This window comes from Paenibacillus oleatilyticus (assembly GCF_018998565.1).
In the GTDB taxonomy this organism is placed as follows: Bacteria; Bacillota; Bacilli; order Paenibacillales; family NBRC-103111; genus Paenibacillus_G; species Paenibacillus_G oleatilyticus.
On sequence record NZ_JAHNZO010000011.1, the window covers coordinates 160,753 to 175,998 of the forward strand.

At 55.4% G+C, this 15,246-nt stretch carries 18 protein-coding genes; all 18 read left to right on the forward strand.

Annotated features, from left to right (window positions below; translation table 11 throughout):
* Window positions 1-40: 40 nt before the first annotated feature.
* The 18 genes from spoIIIAE to ahrC all read left to right on the forward strand — a co-directional run bounded on the left by spoIIIAE (window position 41) and on the right by ahrC (window position 15,230).
* Window positions 41-1,273: a stage III sporulation protein AE gene (gene spoIIIAE / locus KQX66_RS16405; protein ID WP_216793910.1), complete on the forward strand. Its 1,233-nt coding sequence runs from the start codon at window positions 41-43 to the stop codon at window positions 1,271-1,273.
* Window positions 1,274-1,302: 29 nt separating this feature from the next.
* A complete protein-coding gene (spoIIIAF, locus tag KQX66_RS16410) occupies window positions 1,303-2,046 on the forward strand; it encodes a stage III sporulation protein AF (RefSeq protein WP_216793911.1) in 744 nt (247 codons plus the stop codon).
* Window positions 2,047-2,051: 5 nt separating this feature from the next.
* The gene (gene spoIIIAG / locus KQX66_RS16415) at window positions 2,052-2,684 is read left to right on the forward strand and encodes a stage III sporulation protein AG (RefSeq protein WP_216793912.1); all 633 of its coding nucleotides are present in this window, start codon (window positions 2,052-2,054) and stop codon (window positions 2,682-2,684) included.
* Window positions 2,685-2,747: 63 nt separating this feature from the next.
* Window positions 2,748-3,647 carry a SpoIIIAH-like family protein gene (locus KQX66_RS16420; RefSeq protein WP_216793913.1) on the forward strand — a complete coding sequence of 300 codons (900 nt, stop codon included), beginning with the start codon at window positions 2,748-2,750 and terminating at the stop codon, window positions 3,645-3,647.
* Between the two features lie 342 nt (window positions 3,648-3,989).
* Window positions 3,990-4,481, forward strand: a complete 492-nt coding sequence (accB, locus tag KQX66_RS16425) for an acetyl-CoA carboxylase biotin carboxyl carrier protein (RefSeq protein WP_216793914.1) — start codon at window positions 3,990-3,992, stop codon at window positions 4,479-4,481.
* Between the two features lie 20 nt (window positions 4,482-4,501).
* Window positions 4,502-5,860, forward strand: a complete 1,359-nt coding sequence (gene accC, locus KQX66_RS16430) for an acetyl-CoA carboxylase biotin carboxylase subunit (RefSeq protein ID WP_216793915.1) — start codon at window positions 4,502-4,504, stop codon at window positions 5,858-5,860.
* Between the two features lie 96 nt (window positions 5,861-5,956).
* Window positions 5,957-6,367, forward strand: coding sequence for an Asp23/Gls24 family envelope stress response protein (locus tag KQX66_RS16435; protein ID WP_216793916.1), 411 nt, complete (start codon window positions 5,957-5,959; stop codon window positions 6,365-6,367).
* A gap of 76 nt (window positions 6,368-6,443) precedes the next feature.
* Window positions 6,444-7,004, forward strand: a complete 561-nt coding sequence (gene amaP / locus KQX66_RS16440) for an alkaline shock response membrane anchor protein AmaP (protein WP_216793917.1) — start codon at window positions 6,444-6,446, stop codon at window positions 7,002-7,004.
* A 14-nt stretch (window positions 7,005-7,018) separates the two neighbouring features.
* The gene (locus tag KQX66_RS16445) at window positions 7,019-7,258 is read left to right on the forward strand and encodes a DUF2273 domain-containing protein (protein WP_054976928.1); all 240 of its coding nucleotides are present in this window, start codon (window positions 7,019-7,021) and stop codon (window positions 7,256-7,258) included.
* A gap of 129 nt (window positions 7,259-7,387) precedes the next feature.
* Entirely contained in the window at window positions 7,388-7,846 is a 459-nt protein-coding gene (gene nusB / locus KQX66_RS16450; protein WP_127460141.1) for a transcription antitermination factor NusB, read from the forward strand.
* 29 nt (window positions 7,847-7,875) lie between these two features.
* Window positions 7,876-8,736, forward strand: coding sequence for a bifunctional methylenetetrahydrofolate dehydrogenase/methenyltetrahydrofolate cyclohydrolase FolD (gene folD / locus KQX66_RS16455; RefSeq protein ID WP_216793918.1), 861 nt, complete (start codon window positions 7,876-7,878; stop codon window positions 8,734-8,736).
* Between the two features lie 17 nt (window positions 8,737-8,753).
* On the forward strand, window positions 8,754-10,142 hold the full coding sequence (gene xseA / locus KQX66_RS16460; RefSeq protein ID WP_216793919.1) for an exodeoxyribonuclease VII large subunit: 1,389 nt from the start codon (window positions 8,754-8,756) through the stop codon (window positions 10,140-10,142).
* Window positions 10,117-10,374: an exodeoxyribonuclease VII small subunit gene (gene xseB / locus KQX66_RS16465; RefSeq protein ID WP_090665606.1), complete on the forward strand. Its 258-nt coding sequence runs from the start codon at window positions 10,117-10,119 to the stop codon at window positions 10,372-10,374. The genes xseA and xseB overlap by 26 nt, the downstream gene beginning before the upstream one ends.
* Window positions 10,371-11,276, forward strand: a complete 906-nt coding sequence (locus KQX66_RS16470; protein ID WP_216793920.1) for a polyprenyl synthetase family protein — start codon at window positions 10,371-10,373, stop codon at window positions 11,274-11,276. Before xseB ends, KQX66_RS16470 begins: the two co-directional genes overlap by 4 nt.
* Before the next feature lie 170 nt (window positions 11,277-11,446).
* Window positions 11,447-13,354, forward strand: coding sequence for a 1-deoxy-D-xylulose-5-phosphate synthase (gene dxs / locus KQX66_RS16475; RefSeq protein WP_216793921.1), 1,908 nt, complete (start codon window positions 11,447-11,449; stop codon window positions 13,352-13,354).
* Window positions 13,355-13,376: 22 nt separating this feature from the next.
* Window positions 13,377-14,213 (forward strand): TlyA family RNA methyltransferase, encoded by an 837-nt coding sequence (locus KQX66_RS16480; protein WP_216793922.1) that lies wholly within the window; start codon window positions 13,377-13,379, stop codon window positions 14,211-14,213.
* A 70-nt stretch (window positions 14,214-14,283) separates the two neighbouring features.
* Window positions 14,284-14,766: a hypothetical protein gene (locus KQX66_RS16485; RefSeq protein WP_216793923.1), complete on the forward strand. Its 483-nt coding sequence runs from the start codon at window positions 14,284-14,286 to the stop codon at window positions 14,764-14,766.
* Between the two features lie 14 nt (window positions 14,767-14,780).
* Entirely contained in the window at window positions 14,781-15,230 is a 450-nt protein-coding gene (ahrC, locus tag KQX66_RS16490; protein ID WP_010499094.1) for a transcriptional regulator AhrC/ArgR, read from the forward strand.
* Window positions 15,231-15,246: the final 16 nt, after the last annotated feature.

Genomic DNA, 15,246 nt, shown 5'->3' on the forward strand with positions numbered 1-15,246 from the left:
TGAAAAAGCGGGTGGAGGCGAAGCGATGAGGCGGCGCTGGATGCAAGGATTACGACATTCGTCTGGGAGACTCGCTGCCTGCGGCGCGCTCCGGCTTGGACTGCTGCTAGGCGTGGCGTTCCTCACGGCGTTCCTGTTGGACGGAGGCGCTGGCTGCTGCGGAGTCGCTTATGCCGCCGTACCGGCGGAAGAGCTGATCCGGGAGCAGGCGCAGCGGCTGCCGCTCGATCAGGTCGAGCAATTCTGGAGCCGGCTGACCCGGCAGTACGGCGGATATTTTCCGGACAGCCGGGCCCCGAGCTTCATGGAGCTGCTGCTCGGCGCCAAGGATTTCGGCCTCGGCTCGGTTTTCTCGGGACTGTTCAAATATTTGTTTCATGAGCTTCTCTACAATGGCAAGCTGCTCGTTTCCATCGTCATTCTTACCGTGTTTAGCATGCTGCTGGAAACGCTGCAGAGCTCCTTCGAGAAAAATAATGTCAGCAAAATCGCCTATGCCATTTCGTTTCTGGTCCTGATGATTATGGCGGTCAACAGCTTCAGCGTCGCGATCGGCTATGCGAAATCGGCGATCACCGATATGATCCACTTCATGATCGCCGTCGTGCCGCTGCTGCTTACGCTGCTCGCCTCTATGGGCAACGTGGTGACGGTCACCGTCATGCACCCGCTGATCGTGTTCATGATCCACGCCGTCGGGACGGCGATCTACTTCATCGTATTTCCGCTGCTGTTTTTCTCGGCGGTGCTGCATATCGTCAGCTCGCTGTCGGACAAATACAAGGTAACCCAGCTTGCCAATTTGCTGCGGAATGTCAGCGTCGGGTGTCTTGGAGTTTTCGTTACGGTATTTTTGGGGGTCGTTTCGGTACAAGGCATCGGCAGCGCTGCAGCGGACGGGGTGACGATCCGGACGGCCAAGTACATTGCCGGCAACTTCGTGCCGGTGGTCGGGCGGTTGTTCTCGGACGCCTCGGAGACCGTGATCGGTGCTTCGCTGCTGGTGAAAAATGCGGTAGGGCTGGCGGGGGTTGTCATTCTTCTGGTGCTCTGCGCCTTCCCGGCGCTCAAAATATTAACGCTTGCCTTCATCTATAATGTATCGGCTGCGGTGATGCAGCCCTTGGGAGATAACCCGATGATCACGTGCTTGGAAACGATTGGTAAAAGTTTGATATTCGTATTTGCAGCGCTCGCCGTCGTCGGTCTCATGTTTTTCCTGGCGATCACCATCGTGATTGCCGCTGGCAACGTATCCGTCATGATGCGCTGAATCGCGCCCCGCGAAGGAGAGGATGACGATTGGACTTCCTGAGCGGGTGGCTCAAGTCGATCGTCATGGTCATCTTGCTCGCCACCTTCGTCGACCTGCTGCTGCCGAACCAGTCGATGCAGCGCTACGTCAAAACCGTGATCGGCCTGTTCCTGCTGCTCACGCTGCTGCAGCCGCTTTTCTCGCTGCTTGGCCAACGGTCGCAATTGGATGAGCGAGTCAAGGATGCGCTGTTCAAAAGCGGCGCGGCGAGCCCGGAACGGCCGGCGGGCGGGGCAAGCGGAGAGGTCGAGTCGCTGCCCGTCACCCTGCAGCGGGCTGAAGCGCTGAAAACCAAGCAACAGGAGCAATCGCGCAAGCTGGTGGAGGCGCAGGCTGCCGATCTGATGAAGCGAAGCATCGAGCGGAAGGCCGAGGTGAAGGTGCGAAGCATTCAGGTCGAGACCGCCGCCGACAGCGAAGGCCGGCTTGTCATCCGCAGCGTCTCTCTCGCCTTGGAACCGCAATCGCCGGTTGCGTCCGTTACGGATACGGCTTCAAGGCCAGGTACAGGAATCGAGCCGGTTAAACCGGTGGAGCCCGTTGCAGGTGTCGATATCCGCATCGGAGAGCCGCAATCGAGGCCTGTTTCCCGGATAAGCAACAGGGAATCGGATGAAAATAAGCTATCGCCTGAATGGTTGCAGAAAAAGACGCAAATATTACTGATGTTGGAGCAGGATTGGCAGGTGGGCGAAGACCAAATCCGGCTGGAGCTGGCGGCGGGGAGGTGATGCGGATGGGAGAGATACGGAGAAGGATGCAATCGTGGCTTGGCGGCGGCCCGGGCGGTCCGAAGCGAGCGCAAACGTTTCGATGGGTGCTGCTGCTCGGGCTCGTAGGCGCCGCGCTTATGATTCTGAACTCGTTTATCACCGTGAAGGAGGTGGATCCCATCGGCACGGGACGGGCATCTCCTCCCGATCAGACCAAGCCGGCCTTCGGTCAGGGAAGTAAAGAGCGAAGCCTGTTCAAAGATTATGAGGAAGCGTATGAAACCGAACTCAGGGACATCTTGTCGAAAATTGTCGGAGTAGGCGATGTGGAAGTGCTGGTGACCATTGAGTCGACGGAGGAACTGAACGTCGAGCGCAACACCAAGGAAACGCAGCAAATTACCAATGAGAAAGATCCGCAGGGGGCCACGAGACATATCACCGACGTAACCCGAAACGGCGAAGTAGTGCTTTACGAAGTTTCGGGCGGCAAGCAGCCGCTCGTCGTCAAGACGATTAAGCCGAAAATCCGCGGCGTGCTCGTCGTCGCCAAGGGCGCAGAAAATCTGACGGTGAAAAAAATGATTACCGAAGCAGTAGAACGCGGGCTGGATGTGCCTGCCCACCGGATATCGATCCAGCCTCGCAAGCAGTAAGCCGTACGAGGCCGGTGCGATACATTCAATTTAAACAAGGATAAACGTTAAGGAGGATATGCAATGAATTCGAAAAGACAAACCATTTGGCTTGTATCCATGCTTAGTTTGATGGTGGTGCTGTCCGCCTACTACTTGTTTACGGAAGACGTGGGCAATGTGGAAGTGACGGGAACGACGCCGAAGGAAATGACGATCAGCGCCGGGCAAACGGACGCGACGCATCCTACGGCTACCGATGCGAACGCCGGTCCGAGAGGCGAGCAAAAGCCGGGGCAAAAACCGGAAGTGAAGCCCGAACAGAAGCCTGAGGTAAAGCCGGAGCAAAAGCCCGAGGCAAAACCCGAGCAGAAGCCTGAGGTGAAACCGGAGCAAAAACCGGAAATGAAACCCGAGCAGAAGCCGGAGCAAAAACCGGAAATGAAGCCCGAACAGAAGCCTGAGATGAAGCCGGAACAAAAGCCGGAAGGCAAGCCGGAGCAAAAGCCCGGTAAAGGCGACAAATCCAGCAGCACAGGGGCGGAGACGTCATCGATCGCCGCGCAGCCGGTCTCCAAAAACGAAACGGACGCCAAAGTGCTGCAGCAAGTGCAAGCGCAGGCGAATGTCCAGTCGGGGAAAGACTATTTTGTAAACCTTCAGCTTAAGCGCAACGAGGAGATGGCTAAGAAGGCCGAGCAGCTCCTGACGGTTATCGCAGACCCGAAACAAACGGCCGAAGCTGCCGTTAAGGCACAGGAAGAGCTGCGGAAAATCGAAGATATGGAAGCTAAAGTTACGAATCTCGAAGAAAGCTTGACGAAAGATTTCCCGCAAGCCGTTGTAACCCAAGATTCCAACAAATGGAAGGTTACCGTCCAAGCAAGCAAGCTGGAGAAAAGCCAAGCGCTCAGCATCATCGACAAAACGATCAAAGAATTGAGCGTCGGCCCTGACAGCGTATCGGTACAAATGATTCCTTAAACCGGTATAGTAAAAGTCGGTAAACGGGAGAAGATGCAGGCAAGGAGAGTCCGGAAAACCCGGCTCTCCTTTTTTTGCGGCATCGTTCGACGATATTCGTCATATTCTTTTCTTATTCGCGGCGGCTTTTCAGGACAGCCGGTGGAGCTGAAAAGTTCGCGCTATTCCCGGAGCAAGGAAACTCTTTTCTTACCGAAAGATTGTGATATAATAACAACGTCGTTTGTTTTACGGTGTTGACCGCTGCCGCGGGACAAGCCGTCGGTGTGCCTGCCGTTTGGCCGGGGGGATGCCGCAGCTTGCGGAGCGGCCGTCAACAAGATGCCCAAAGGAGTGAATTCCGTGTTTAAGTTAAGCGAAATTAAAGAATTGATCAAGCTGGTGGATCAAACATCTTTGCACGAACTAGAGATCGAAAACGAAGGCTCCCGCCTTTTAATCCGTAAACCGAATAAAACCGAGCAAGTCGTCGTCACCGCCGCACAGCCTGCGGCCAGCCTCGTTGCCCAGCAGCCTGCACCTCAAGCCGTCGTTCAGACATCTGCGGCAGTCAACATACCTGCAGCCGAAACTCCGGCAGCAATCCCATCCAATTTACATACGATTGTTTCTCCGATGGTCGGCACGTTCTATGAAGCTCCGTCTCCGGGAGCGGCGCCGTTCGTTTCCAAGGGCAGCAGCGTGAAGGAAACGACGATCGTCTGCATCATCGAAGCGATGAAGCTGATGAACGAGATCGAAGCCGAAGTCAAAGGCCAGATCGTCGAAGTGCTTGTCGAGAACGGCCAGTTGGTAGAGTACGGCCAACCGTTGTTCCTGGTGAAACCGGAATAATCCGCTAGGAGGAGAACCCATTGAAGTTTCAAAAAATATTGATCGCCAACCGTGGGGAAATCGCCGTGCGCATTATTCGCGCATGCCGTGAGCTCGGAATTTCTACGGTCGCGGTCTACTCGGAGGCGGACCGCGATGCGCTGCATGTCCGTTTGGCGGACGAAGCCTATTGTATCGGACCTACAGCTTCCAAAGACAGCTATTTGAATTATACGAATCTGATGAGCGTCGCGACGTTGACGGAGACTGACGCGATTCATCCGGGATATGGCTTTTTGGCGGAGAACGCCGACTTCGCCGAAATTTGCGAGAGCTGCAACATTACGTTCATCGGTCCTTCGCCGGAAGCGATCAGCAAGATGGGCGACAAGTCCGTCGCGAAGCAGACGATGAAGGAAGCGGGCGTTCCCGTGATCCCCGGCTCCGACGGCCTTGTCGAGGATATGGACGAAGCGATCCGTCTGGGACGCGAGATCGGCTATCCGATCATTATTAAAGCGACGGCCGGAGGCGGAGGCAAAGGCATTCGTCTGGCCGAAAACGAAGAGATGCTGATCCAGCAAATTACGACCGCCCAACAGGAAGCGCAAAAAGCGTTCGGCAATGCGGGCGTTTATTTGGAGAAATATTTGACGGGAATGAAGCACGTCGAAATTCAGGTGCTGGCCGACAAGCACGGCAACGTGGTACATCTGGGCGAGCGCGACTGTTCGGTGCAGCGCCGCCGCCAGAAGCTGGTGGAGGAAGCGCCTTGTCCGATTCTGACCGAGGAAATTCGCGAACGAATGGGCGAAGCGGCTGTTCGTGCGGCCAAAGCCGTCAATTATTCCGGCGCCGGTACGCTGGAGTTTTTGCTCGGACCGGACGGACAGTTTTACTTTATGGAAATGAACACCCGGATTCAGGTGGAGCACCCGGTAACGGAGCTCATCACGGGCATCGATATTATTAAAGAAATGATCCGTGTCGCGGAAGGCGAGCCGCTTTCGTTCACTCAGGACGAGGTGCGCATTAACGGCTGGGCGATCGAATGCCGGATCAATGCGGAAGACCCGGAGCGCAATTTCATGCCTTCCGCGGGTCAAATCAAATTTTACTTGCCACCCGGCGGCTTCGGCGTCCGCGTCGACAGCGCCGCATACCCGGGCTACACGATTCCGCCTCACTACGATTCGATGATCGCGAAGCTGATCGTGTGGGGAGAGGACCGCGACGAAGCGATCCAGCGAATGAAGCGCGCTTTGGCCGAATTTACGATCGAAGGCATACATTCGACGATTCCATTCCATCTGAAGCTGCTGGAGCATAAAAAGTTTTTGGCCGGCGACTTCGATATCAAGTTTTTGGAAGAGCATGACGTGAACGATCCGGACTCTTAAGCGCACGGTTCACTTCGTTGTCATATTTTTAAGGGAATGGTATAGTATACAATAAGTTTAGGTGTGGGCAAGCCAAATGTTTAGGAGGTCCTGACCATGAGTACACTGGCAGCGGATTATGAGAAGACCGAGATGGGCACGATTCAGATCGCTCCGGAGGTGATCGAGATCATCGCCGGTATGGCAACTGTCGAAGTGCCCGGCGTTGCAGGCATGAGCGGCGGATTTGCCGGAGATATCGCCGAGTTTCTCGGACGTAAAAATATGTCCAAAGGCGTAAAGGTTGAAGTGGGTCAGCGCGAAGCGGCGATTGACGTGTCTGTCATCATCGAATTCGGCACGCGGATTCCGGAGGTTGCAAGCGCGGTTCAGCATAATGTCAAGCAGGCCATCGAATCGATGACCGGACTTAGCGTCGTTCAGGTGAACGTTCATATTCATGACGTTATTTTCAAAGGTGCGGACAAAGTCGAAGAGCCGGAAACGCCCGCACATCGCGTAAAATAATTAATAAATACCCCGGTTGAACCCCCATCCTTCACCGTTTGGGGGTTTCCTCCATCTTAGGAAGGAGTCAGGATTCGTGGTAAAAGTTCTCGACAGACTGCTGCTCTTTATTTTCAGCTTGGCCGTGCTGATCGCAACGTTCATTTTGCTGTTCGCTGCATTCGGCCTGATTTCCTTCAATACGGCGGGCAATTTCGCTCACGATGTGTATTACGATTTAAGAACGGCGATTATTTTCATCAGCTCCACGGTGGTGGCTGCGCTGTTAAGCCTTCGCTTCCTGTACTTGTCCGTCAGACGCGGCAAATCTTCGTCGCCATCGATCGATCAGCGGACCGAATTCGGGGACATCCGCATTTCGCTCGATACGGTGGAGAATTTGTCGTTGAAAGCGGCAGGCCGGACGCGCGGCGTTCAAGATTTGCGCGCACGCGTCAAAGTGAATCAATCCGGACTTGAAATCGTCATTCGCGCCATCGTGGACGGCGAAAATTCCATTCCGGCGATGACCGAAGAGATGCAGGCGAACGTGAAGCGGCATATCGAGGAAATTACCGGGATTCCCGTAGCTTTCGTCACGGTATTTATCGCGAATATTCAACAATCGTCCCCGACCTTCAAAAGTCGAGTGGAATAGAGGTGAGCCCCCGGATGTGGATGCGAATTTGGGAGCAGCTGTGGGAACAGCACAGGGGTAAGACGATCGGCGTTCTGGCCGGAAGCGCCCTTGGCCTCATTTATTTGTTCTTCGGCTTCTGGCGTATGTTAATCTTTATCCTGATCGTATATACTGGATACTACATAGGGAAAAGGTTGGACCGGAACGAGCCGGTGTTTCCCGCAGAAGACACTTGGCGCCGGCTAATGGACAAATGGAGACTGTTCCGCTAAAATCCTTGGATGACGCCCAAGGATTTTTTTCGGTTAATAACAATGTATAAGTCTTCTACTTAAGACAAGGAAGACGCAGCCGGTTTATTCTGGTGAAGCAAGTGCAAACCCACAGGAGGATTTGATCGGATGAGACGAAGATTGGCAAGGGAGCTTGCGGTGCAAAGCTTATATCAGATCGAAATGAACGAAGCGACAGCGGCCGATGCCATCGCGCACGTAATCGAAGAAGCGCGGACGGAGGACGAGGCGCAGCTGACGCGGGAGCGCGATCAGATTGTGCCTCATGAGGTGCTTGAGCTCGTGGAAGGCACGATGCAGCACAAGCGGCAAATCGACGGCCTGCTTTCCGATTATTTGAAGGGCTGGCAGATGGACAGGCTGTCCAAGGTGGACCGGGAAATTATGCGGCTTGCCACGTACGAAATGGTGTTTCGAGAAGATGTGCCGCCGAAGGTTGTCGTGAACGAAGCGATCGAAATGGCCAAAAATTTTGGCACGGAGGAATCGGGGAAGTTCGTCAACGGCGTACTCGGCAAAATGATCAAAGACCTGGAGACGATCCGCAGCCGTTCGTCCGAAGCGTAGAAGCGACCTAGCGAAAGGGGAAAACAAGCATGTCCGCGCAAATCATTAACGGCAAAGAAATCGTCAGCGCTTACCGCGCCGATATTAAGCAGCAAGTCGAGCAGTTGAATCAGCAAGGGGTACAGCCAGGACTTGCGGTAGTCATCGTCGGTGACGACCCGGCCTCGCACGTCTACGTGCGCAATAAAGCGAAAGCCTGTGAAGAAGCGGGCATGCATTCCGAAGTGTACAAGCTTCCGGAACATACGCCGGAGGCCGATGTGCTGGCTCTTATCTCCAAGCTGAATGGCGATAAGGCGATTCACGGCATTCTTGTCCAGTCGCCGCTGCCGGGACATATTTCGGAGGAACGGGTAGTCGAAGCGATCGCGGTCGAAAAAGACGTTGATTGCTTCCATCCGGTCAATGTGGGCAACCTGATGATCGGCAAGGAAGGACCGGCTCCTTGCACACCTGCGGGCGTCATTGAGATTCTCAAGAAAGTCGGCGTTGAAATTGCCGGCAAGCATGCCGTCGTGATCGGCCGCAGCAACATCGTCGGCAAGCCGATGGCCATTTTGCTGCTTCGTGAGAATGCAACTGTAACGGTGTGTCACTCGCGCACGAAAAATATGGAAGAAATTACGCGCCAGGCGGATATTTTGATCGCGGCGGTTGGCAAAGCGAAGATGATCAACCGCAGCCACATCAAGCCGGGAGCCGTTGTCGTCGACGTGGGCATCAACCGGCTCGATACCGGCAAGCTGGCGGGAGACGTCGATTTTGACGACGTTCTGGAGACGGCGAGCTATGTAACGCCGGTGCCGGGCTGCGTCGGCCCGATGACGATTACGATTCTGCTTCGCAATACGCTTGAAGCGGCACAGCGTGCGGCTTCTGCAACCAACTAGCGGTAACGGGCGTAGTTATGAAAGAAAAACAAATTTTATCGATCAAAGAGCTGAATCGATACATTAAAATGCTGCTTGAGGGCACGGACCGGCTGCAGGACGTTTGGGTGCGGGGTGAAATTTCGAATTTTACCCATCATTCCAGCGGACATATGTATTTTACGTTAAAAGATGCGGACAGCCGGTTAAAAAGTATTATGTTCGCCTCCTACAACCAGCGGCTTCCGTTCATTCCCCGAGAAGGGACGAAGGTGATCGCCTGCGGGAACATCTCGGTGTACGAACGGGACGGACAGTATCAATTCTATGTCACGCAAATGCAGCCGGATGGCATCGGGAGCTTGTATCTGGCATTCGAGCAGCTGAAGAAAAAGCTGGAATCCGAAGGCCTGTTCGCTCCGGCGAGAAAGAAGCCGATTCCGCGCTTCCCGCGCGCGATCGGGGTTATTACGTCGCCGACGGGCGCAGCGGTTCGCGATATTATTATCACGCTGCAGCGCCGTCATCCGACCGTGCCCATCCTGCTGTATCCGGCGCTTGTGCAGGGGAAGCAGGCGGCTCCTTCGATCGTGAGGGCGATCGAGGAAATGAACGCGAGAAACGAAGTCGACGTGCTCATCGTCGGCCGCGGCGGCGGATCGCTTGAGGAGCTGTGGGCCTTCAACGAAGAGGCGGTGGCCCGGGCGATCTTCGCTTCGAACCTGCCGATCATTTCGGCCGTCGGCCACGAAACGGATTTCACGATCGCGGATTTCGTCGCCGATCTGCGCGCGCCGACTCCAACGGCGGCCGCCGAGCTGGCCGTTCCGCATCATCAGGAGCTGAAGCAGCAGATCGGGTACTTGCGCCAGCAATTGTACGGCGGATTGACCCAGCAACTGGAGCGCAGCAAAGAGCGACTGAAGCGGCTCCAGAGGTCGCCATACTTGACGAATCCCCGCAGGCAGCTGCTTTTGCAGCCGGCGGAACGTCTCGACCGCATGCGCGAGCAGCTCGGCTACAAGATGCGCAGCCGCCTGACGAAAAGTCACGAGCGGCTGATGAAGGCCGACCGGCAGCTCGCTTCGTTTAATCCGAAGGAGCAGGTCGTTTACTCCCGGAAGCGGCTGGACTCGTCCGCCCGTTTGCTTCGTCAGACGATGCAGGCGGTGCTGAGGCGCAAGCAGCAGGAGCTCGTATCGTCCATGCGCCAGCTGGATGCGCTCAGCCCGCTCAAGATCATGCAGCGGGGGTACGGCCTCGTATACGACGAGAAAGAGAAACAGCTCGTGAAATCGATTCAGCAGGTGCAAATTGGGGATGTTTTGAAGCTGCGCCTGATGGACGGACGGATCGATTGTCATGTTTGGTCTATGGAGGAGAAGACGGAGGAGAAAAGCGATGTCAAATCAGGAAGCGACGCCTAGCTTCGAGCAGGCGATGGACCAGCTTGAGCGCATTGTGGCACAGCTCGAAAGCGGCGATATTCCTCTGGAGAAGGCGATAGAGCTGTTTCAAGAGGGCATGAAGCTGTCTCAATTGTGCGGGCAGAAGCTGGAGCAGGTGGAACGCAAAATCGAAATTTTGCTGGAAGAAGAAGGCGGTCTGGCGAAAAAGCCGTTTCAACCGCAGGAAACCGATAAAGGGGACAACCGATGAACGAGTCATCCGGCATCCGAGAATACATTCGAGATATGGCTTCGCTCATAGAGCGGGAGCTGCAGCAGTCGATTCCGTCGTCGTGGGCGATTCCCGTCCCGCTTCGCGAATCGATGATGTACTCCTTGATGGCCGGCGGCAAGCGGCTGCGGCCGATTCTGGTGCTGGCAGCGGCCGAATCGCTGGGCGGCAGCCCGGAAGCGGCCGTTCCCGCAGCGTTGGCTGTGGAGATGATCCACACGTATTCGCTTATTCATGACGATCTTCCCGCCATGGACAACGACGATTTTCGGCGGGGCAAACCGACGAATCATAAAGTTTACGGCGAAGCGATGGCGATTCTGGCCGGCGACGCCTTGCTGACCCATGCGTTCTATTCGGTCGTTCAATCCGCAAAGAAACATAACATTCCGGCCGACCGCGTGATCGACATCGTCGAAGAGCTGGCCCGGCTGTCCGGAGCCCCTGGCATGGTTGGCGGTCAAGCGGCGGACATGCTTGGGGAACAGGGAGTCACGAAGCTGGAAGAGCTGGAGTATATCCATCTGCACAAGACGAGCGACTTGATCGTCTTTTCCTTGAAAGCCGGCGGCCGGATCGCAGGGGGAACGGAAGCCCAGCTTGCCGCTTTGGAGCGGTTCGGCACGTGCATCGGGCTGGCGTTTCAAATCCAGGACGACGTACTCGATCTGATCGGGGACGAAAGCAAGCTCGGCAAGCCCGTCCAGAGCGACGTCAAGCAGCAGAAAGTAACGTACCCTTATTTTATCGGGATTGAAGCGTCGATTACGAAGGTCGGGGAGCTGACGAGCGAAGCGAAGCAGGCAATTTTGGCGGCGGATTTCCCGCGCCCGGAGCGGCTGCTGGAGCTTGCGGATTATTTAATGAAGCGCGACCATTAGCGCTTGGTCCGGTTCAGCCGCCCTTCATGCGGCTGCTTTCGCACCGGTCCCGTTTGAGCGCGTGACGGTCCTGTGCTATAATGGCATCGTATTCAACACATTACATAGCCTATGCAATGAAGCAGATCGTTACCGACTCTTACCTGCCATTCGTTAGGCATACTCCAACTATGGAAAGCGAGGGAACAAGCGTGCTGCTCGATCACATTCATCAGCCTGAGGACTTGAAACGTCTGACTGTGGAACAGCTGGAGCAATTGGCTGCGGAAACGAGACATTTTCTTGTCGAGAAGCTTTCGGTCACCGGCGGTCACCTCGCGCCCAACCTTGGCGTTGTCGAGTTAACGATTGCTATGCACTATTTGTTCGACAGTCCGAAGGATAAATTTATTTTCGATGTCGGTCACCAGTCGTATGTTCACAAGATTCTGACCGGTCGAAAAGACAAGTTCGATACATTGCGCAAATATAAAGGCCTGTGCGGCTTCGTGAAACGTTCCGAAAGCGAGCATGACGTCTGGGAGGCCGGCCACAGCAGCACTTCGCTGTCCGCAGCGATGGGGATGGCTGTCGCCCGCGATTTGAAGGGCGAGAAGAACCGGATCGTTGCCATGATCGGCGACGGAGCGCTTACCGGCGGTATGGCTCTGGAGGCTCTGAACCATATCGGCCACGAGAAGCGGAAGCTGATGGTCATTCTGAACGATAACGAAATGTCCATCGCCCCCAACGTCGGAGCGCTCAGCCACTATTTGGCGCGCATTCGTTCGGACCGGCACTATGTGAAGGCAAAGGAAGAATTCGAGCACCTGATCAAAAAGATTCCGGCCATCGGCGGCACGTTGGCGAAGACGGCGGAACGGGTGAAGGATTCGTTCAAATATTTGGTTGTCCCCGGCGTCTGGTTCGAAGAGCTCGGCCTTACGTATCTGGGGCCTGTGGACGGCCACAACTTGCCGCTGCTGCTTGAAACGATGAAGCAAGCGGATAAAGTAAACGGGCCTGTCCTTGTGCATGTGATCACAACCAAAGGCAAGGGCTATTCGCCGGCCGAGGCGGATTCCCACACATGGCACGGTATCAGCCCGTACAAAATCGAATCCGGCCAAGTCTTGAAGACGGTCGGCCCTCCGATGTATACGGAAGTATTCGGAAGCACGCTGATTGAGCTGGCGAAGCAGGACGAGCGCATTGTGGCGATTACCCCGGCAATGCCCGGCGGTTCGGGTCTGCTCGGCTTTGCCAAGGAATTTCCCGGCCGGATGTTCGATGTAGGGATTGCGGAGCAGCATGCCGCTACGTTTTCCGCCGGTCTGGCCGAGGAAGGGTTGAAGCCGGTGTTCGCCGTTTACTCGACCTTCCTGCAGCGAGCTTACGACCAGGTCGTACACGATATTTGCCGCGCCAACCTGAACGTTGTGTTCGCCATCGACCGTGCGGGCTTTGTCGGTCCCGACGGCGAGACGCATCAAGGGGTATACGATATGGCGTACTTGCGCAGCATCCCGAATATGGTGCTGATGATGCCGAAGGACGAGAACGAGCTGCGGCATATGATGAAGACGGCTTTCGAGTATAACGAAGGCCCGATTGCTTACCGCTATCCGAGGGAAAGCGGACTTGGGGTGCCGATGGACGAGACGCTCCAGCCGATTTCGATCGGCACTTGGGAAGTGCTTCGTCCGGGAAGCGATGCGGCGATTCTGGCCGTTGGTCCGATGATTCCGCTTGCTCTGGAAGCGGCTGAGGCGATGAGCAAGGAAGGCGTGCAAGTTCGCGTCATCAACGCGCGGTTTATCAAGCCGATGGACGAGGCGATGCTTCTCCAGTTGGCGAAAGAAGACATCCCGATCCTGACTCTGGAGGAAGGGGCGGAGCTCGGTGGGTTCGGCAGCGGCGTGCTGGAGCATTACTCGCAGCACAATGTATACGGCCTGCGAATCAAAATCATCGGCGTGCCGGATTATTTCGTCGAGCACGGCTCCGTCAAGGAACAGCGTAAAGAGGTCGGATTCACAGCCGAGCGGCTCGTATCGGAACTGCAGGCGCTCGTTCCACGGAGACGGCAGCGGGCCTAACAATAGGAAGTAGGAGCAATTCATGGCTGCGGACAAAGTGGAAAAAGAACGACTCGATGTCCTGCTCGTCGAGCAGGGTTATTATGAAACAAGAGAAAAGGCCAAGGCGGCCATCATGGCCGGATTGGTGCTGGTTGACGACGTTCCGGTCGACAAGGCCGGGATGAAGATTGCCCGAACATCCAAGCTGATCGTCAAGGGTGCGGTGCATCCTTACGTCAGCCGCGGCGGGCTGAAGCTGGAGAAGGCGCTCAACGTGTTCGGCATCGACCTGCAAGGCGTCACGATGCTGGACATCGGCGCTTCGACCGGCGGATTTACCGATTGCGCGCTGCAGAACGGGGCGGTTCACGTCTATGCGGTTGATGTCGGCTATAATCAGCTGGATTGGTCACTGCGCAAGGACCCCAGGGTCAGCGTCATGGAGCGGACCAATTTCCGCTACATGCAGCCGGGCGACTTGCAGGGACCCGAGCCGGCATTTGCCTCGATCGACGTGTCCTTCATTTCCTTAAAGCTCATTTTACCGCCTCTGAAGCAACTGCTTGCGCCGCAAGGCCAAGTCGTTGCCTTAATTAAGCCGCAATTCGAAGCGGGCCGGGAGAAGGTCGGCAAATCCGGCGTCGTGCGAGATCCCCGGGTCCATCAAGAGGTGTTAGAAGACATCCTCCGATTTGCTCAGGATATCGGTTATGCCATTCGGGGATTGACTTATTCTCCGATCAAGGGCGGCGAGGGCAACATTGAATTTTTAGTACATCTTCTCCATACGGACGAGCCCGGGTTGTCCGGTCCCGAACTGGACCAGTTGATCCGAGAGGTCACCCAAGAGTCGCAAAGCATGCAGAGCTCATCTTGACGGATGAGTTTTTTTGCCTTTACACAGGAATTTGGATACGGTTTCTCGAATATTCCTTCGAGGTGATTTCATGCAAAGCGGGGACGGCTTGATCGTGTTTTTGGTGGCGCTGGCACTGGGGGCATGGGTGTATTTTTACGCCCGGAGCAAGCTGAAGGAAGCCGTAGAGGACGAGCCTCCGCTCGAATTTCTCGCCGACGCGGAGGTGCCGGAGGATGAAGCGACGGAGCTTCTCGAGGCGCGCGGCTACTCGGTCCTTAGCGGGAAGAAACGCATTCCCGTACACATCAAAGTCAACCGCAGCGAAACGCTTCAAAGCCGGCTGTTCGTCGATTACACCGCGGAGAAAAACGGCCGGTATTTCATCGTCAAGACAGCAAAAGAGCGTAAACCGATGGAGAGGACCGGAAGCGGCGTCCGCGACCATCTGCTCGTGTATCAACTGCTATATCCGAAAACGGCAGGAGTATTATACGTAAATGTGCCTGAACAAACGGTGGACTGCTATGTGTTCGAGCTGCAAGCCGAAGAAGACGATACCGAGACCCCATAACCAGGGAGGATGCCATGAAAGGCCAACGACATGTTAGAATACGCGAAATTATTACCAACAACGAAATCGAAACGCAGGACGAACTCGTCGAGCAGCTTCGTAAAGCGGGCTTTCATGTGACGCAGGCGACCATTTCCAGAGATATTAAGGAAATGCATCTGATCAAAGTGCCGCTGGACGACGGAAGGTACAAATATTCCATGCCGGCCGATCAGCGGTACAATCCGCTGCAGCGCTTGAGGCGGGCACTCAACGATCATTTTGTGCATATTGACCATACGGAAAATCTCGTCGTGCTCAAAAGCTTGCCGGGAACGGCCAATGCGATTGCGGCGCTCCTTGACAGTCTGGAATGGAATGAAATTATGGGAACGATCAGCGGGGACGACACGATTCTGATCATTTGCCGAACCAAGGATCACAGCTCGCATATCGTTAATCAAATCTTGGGAATGCTCAGTTAATGTCAGAGAGGTGTAG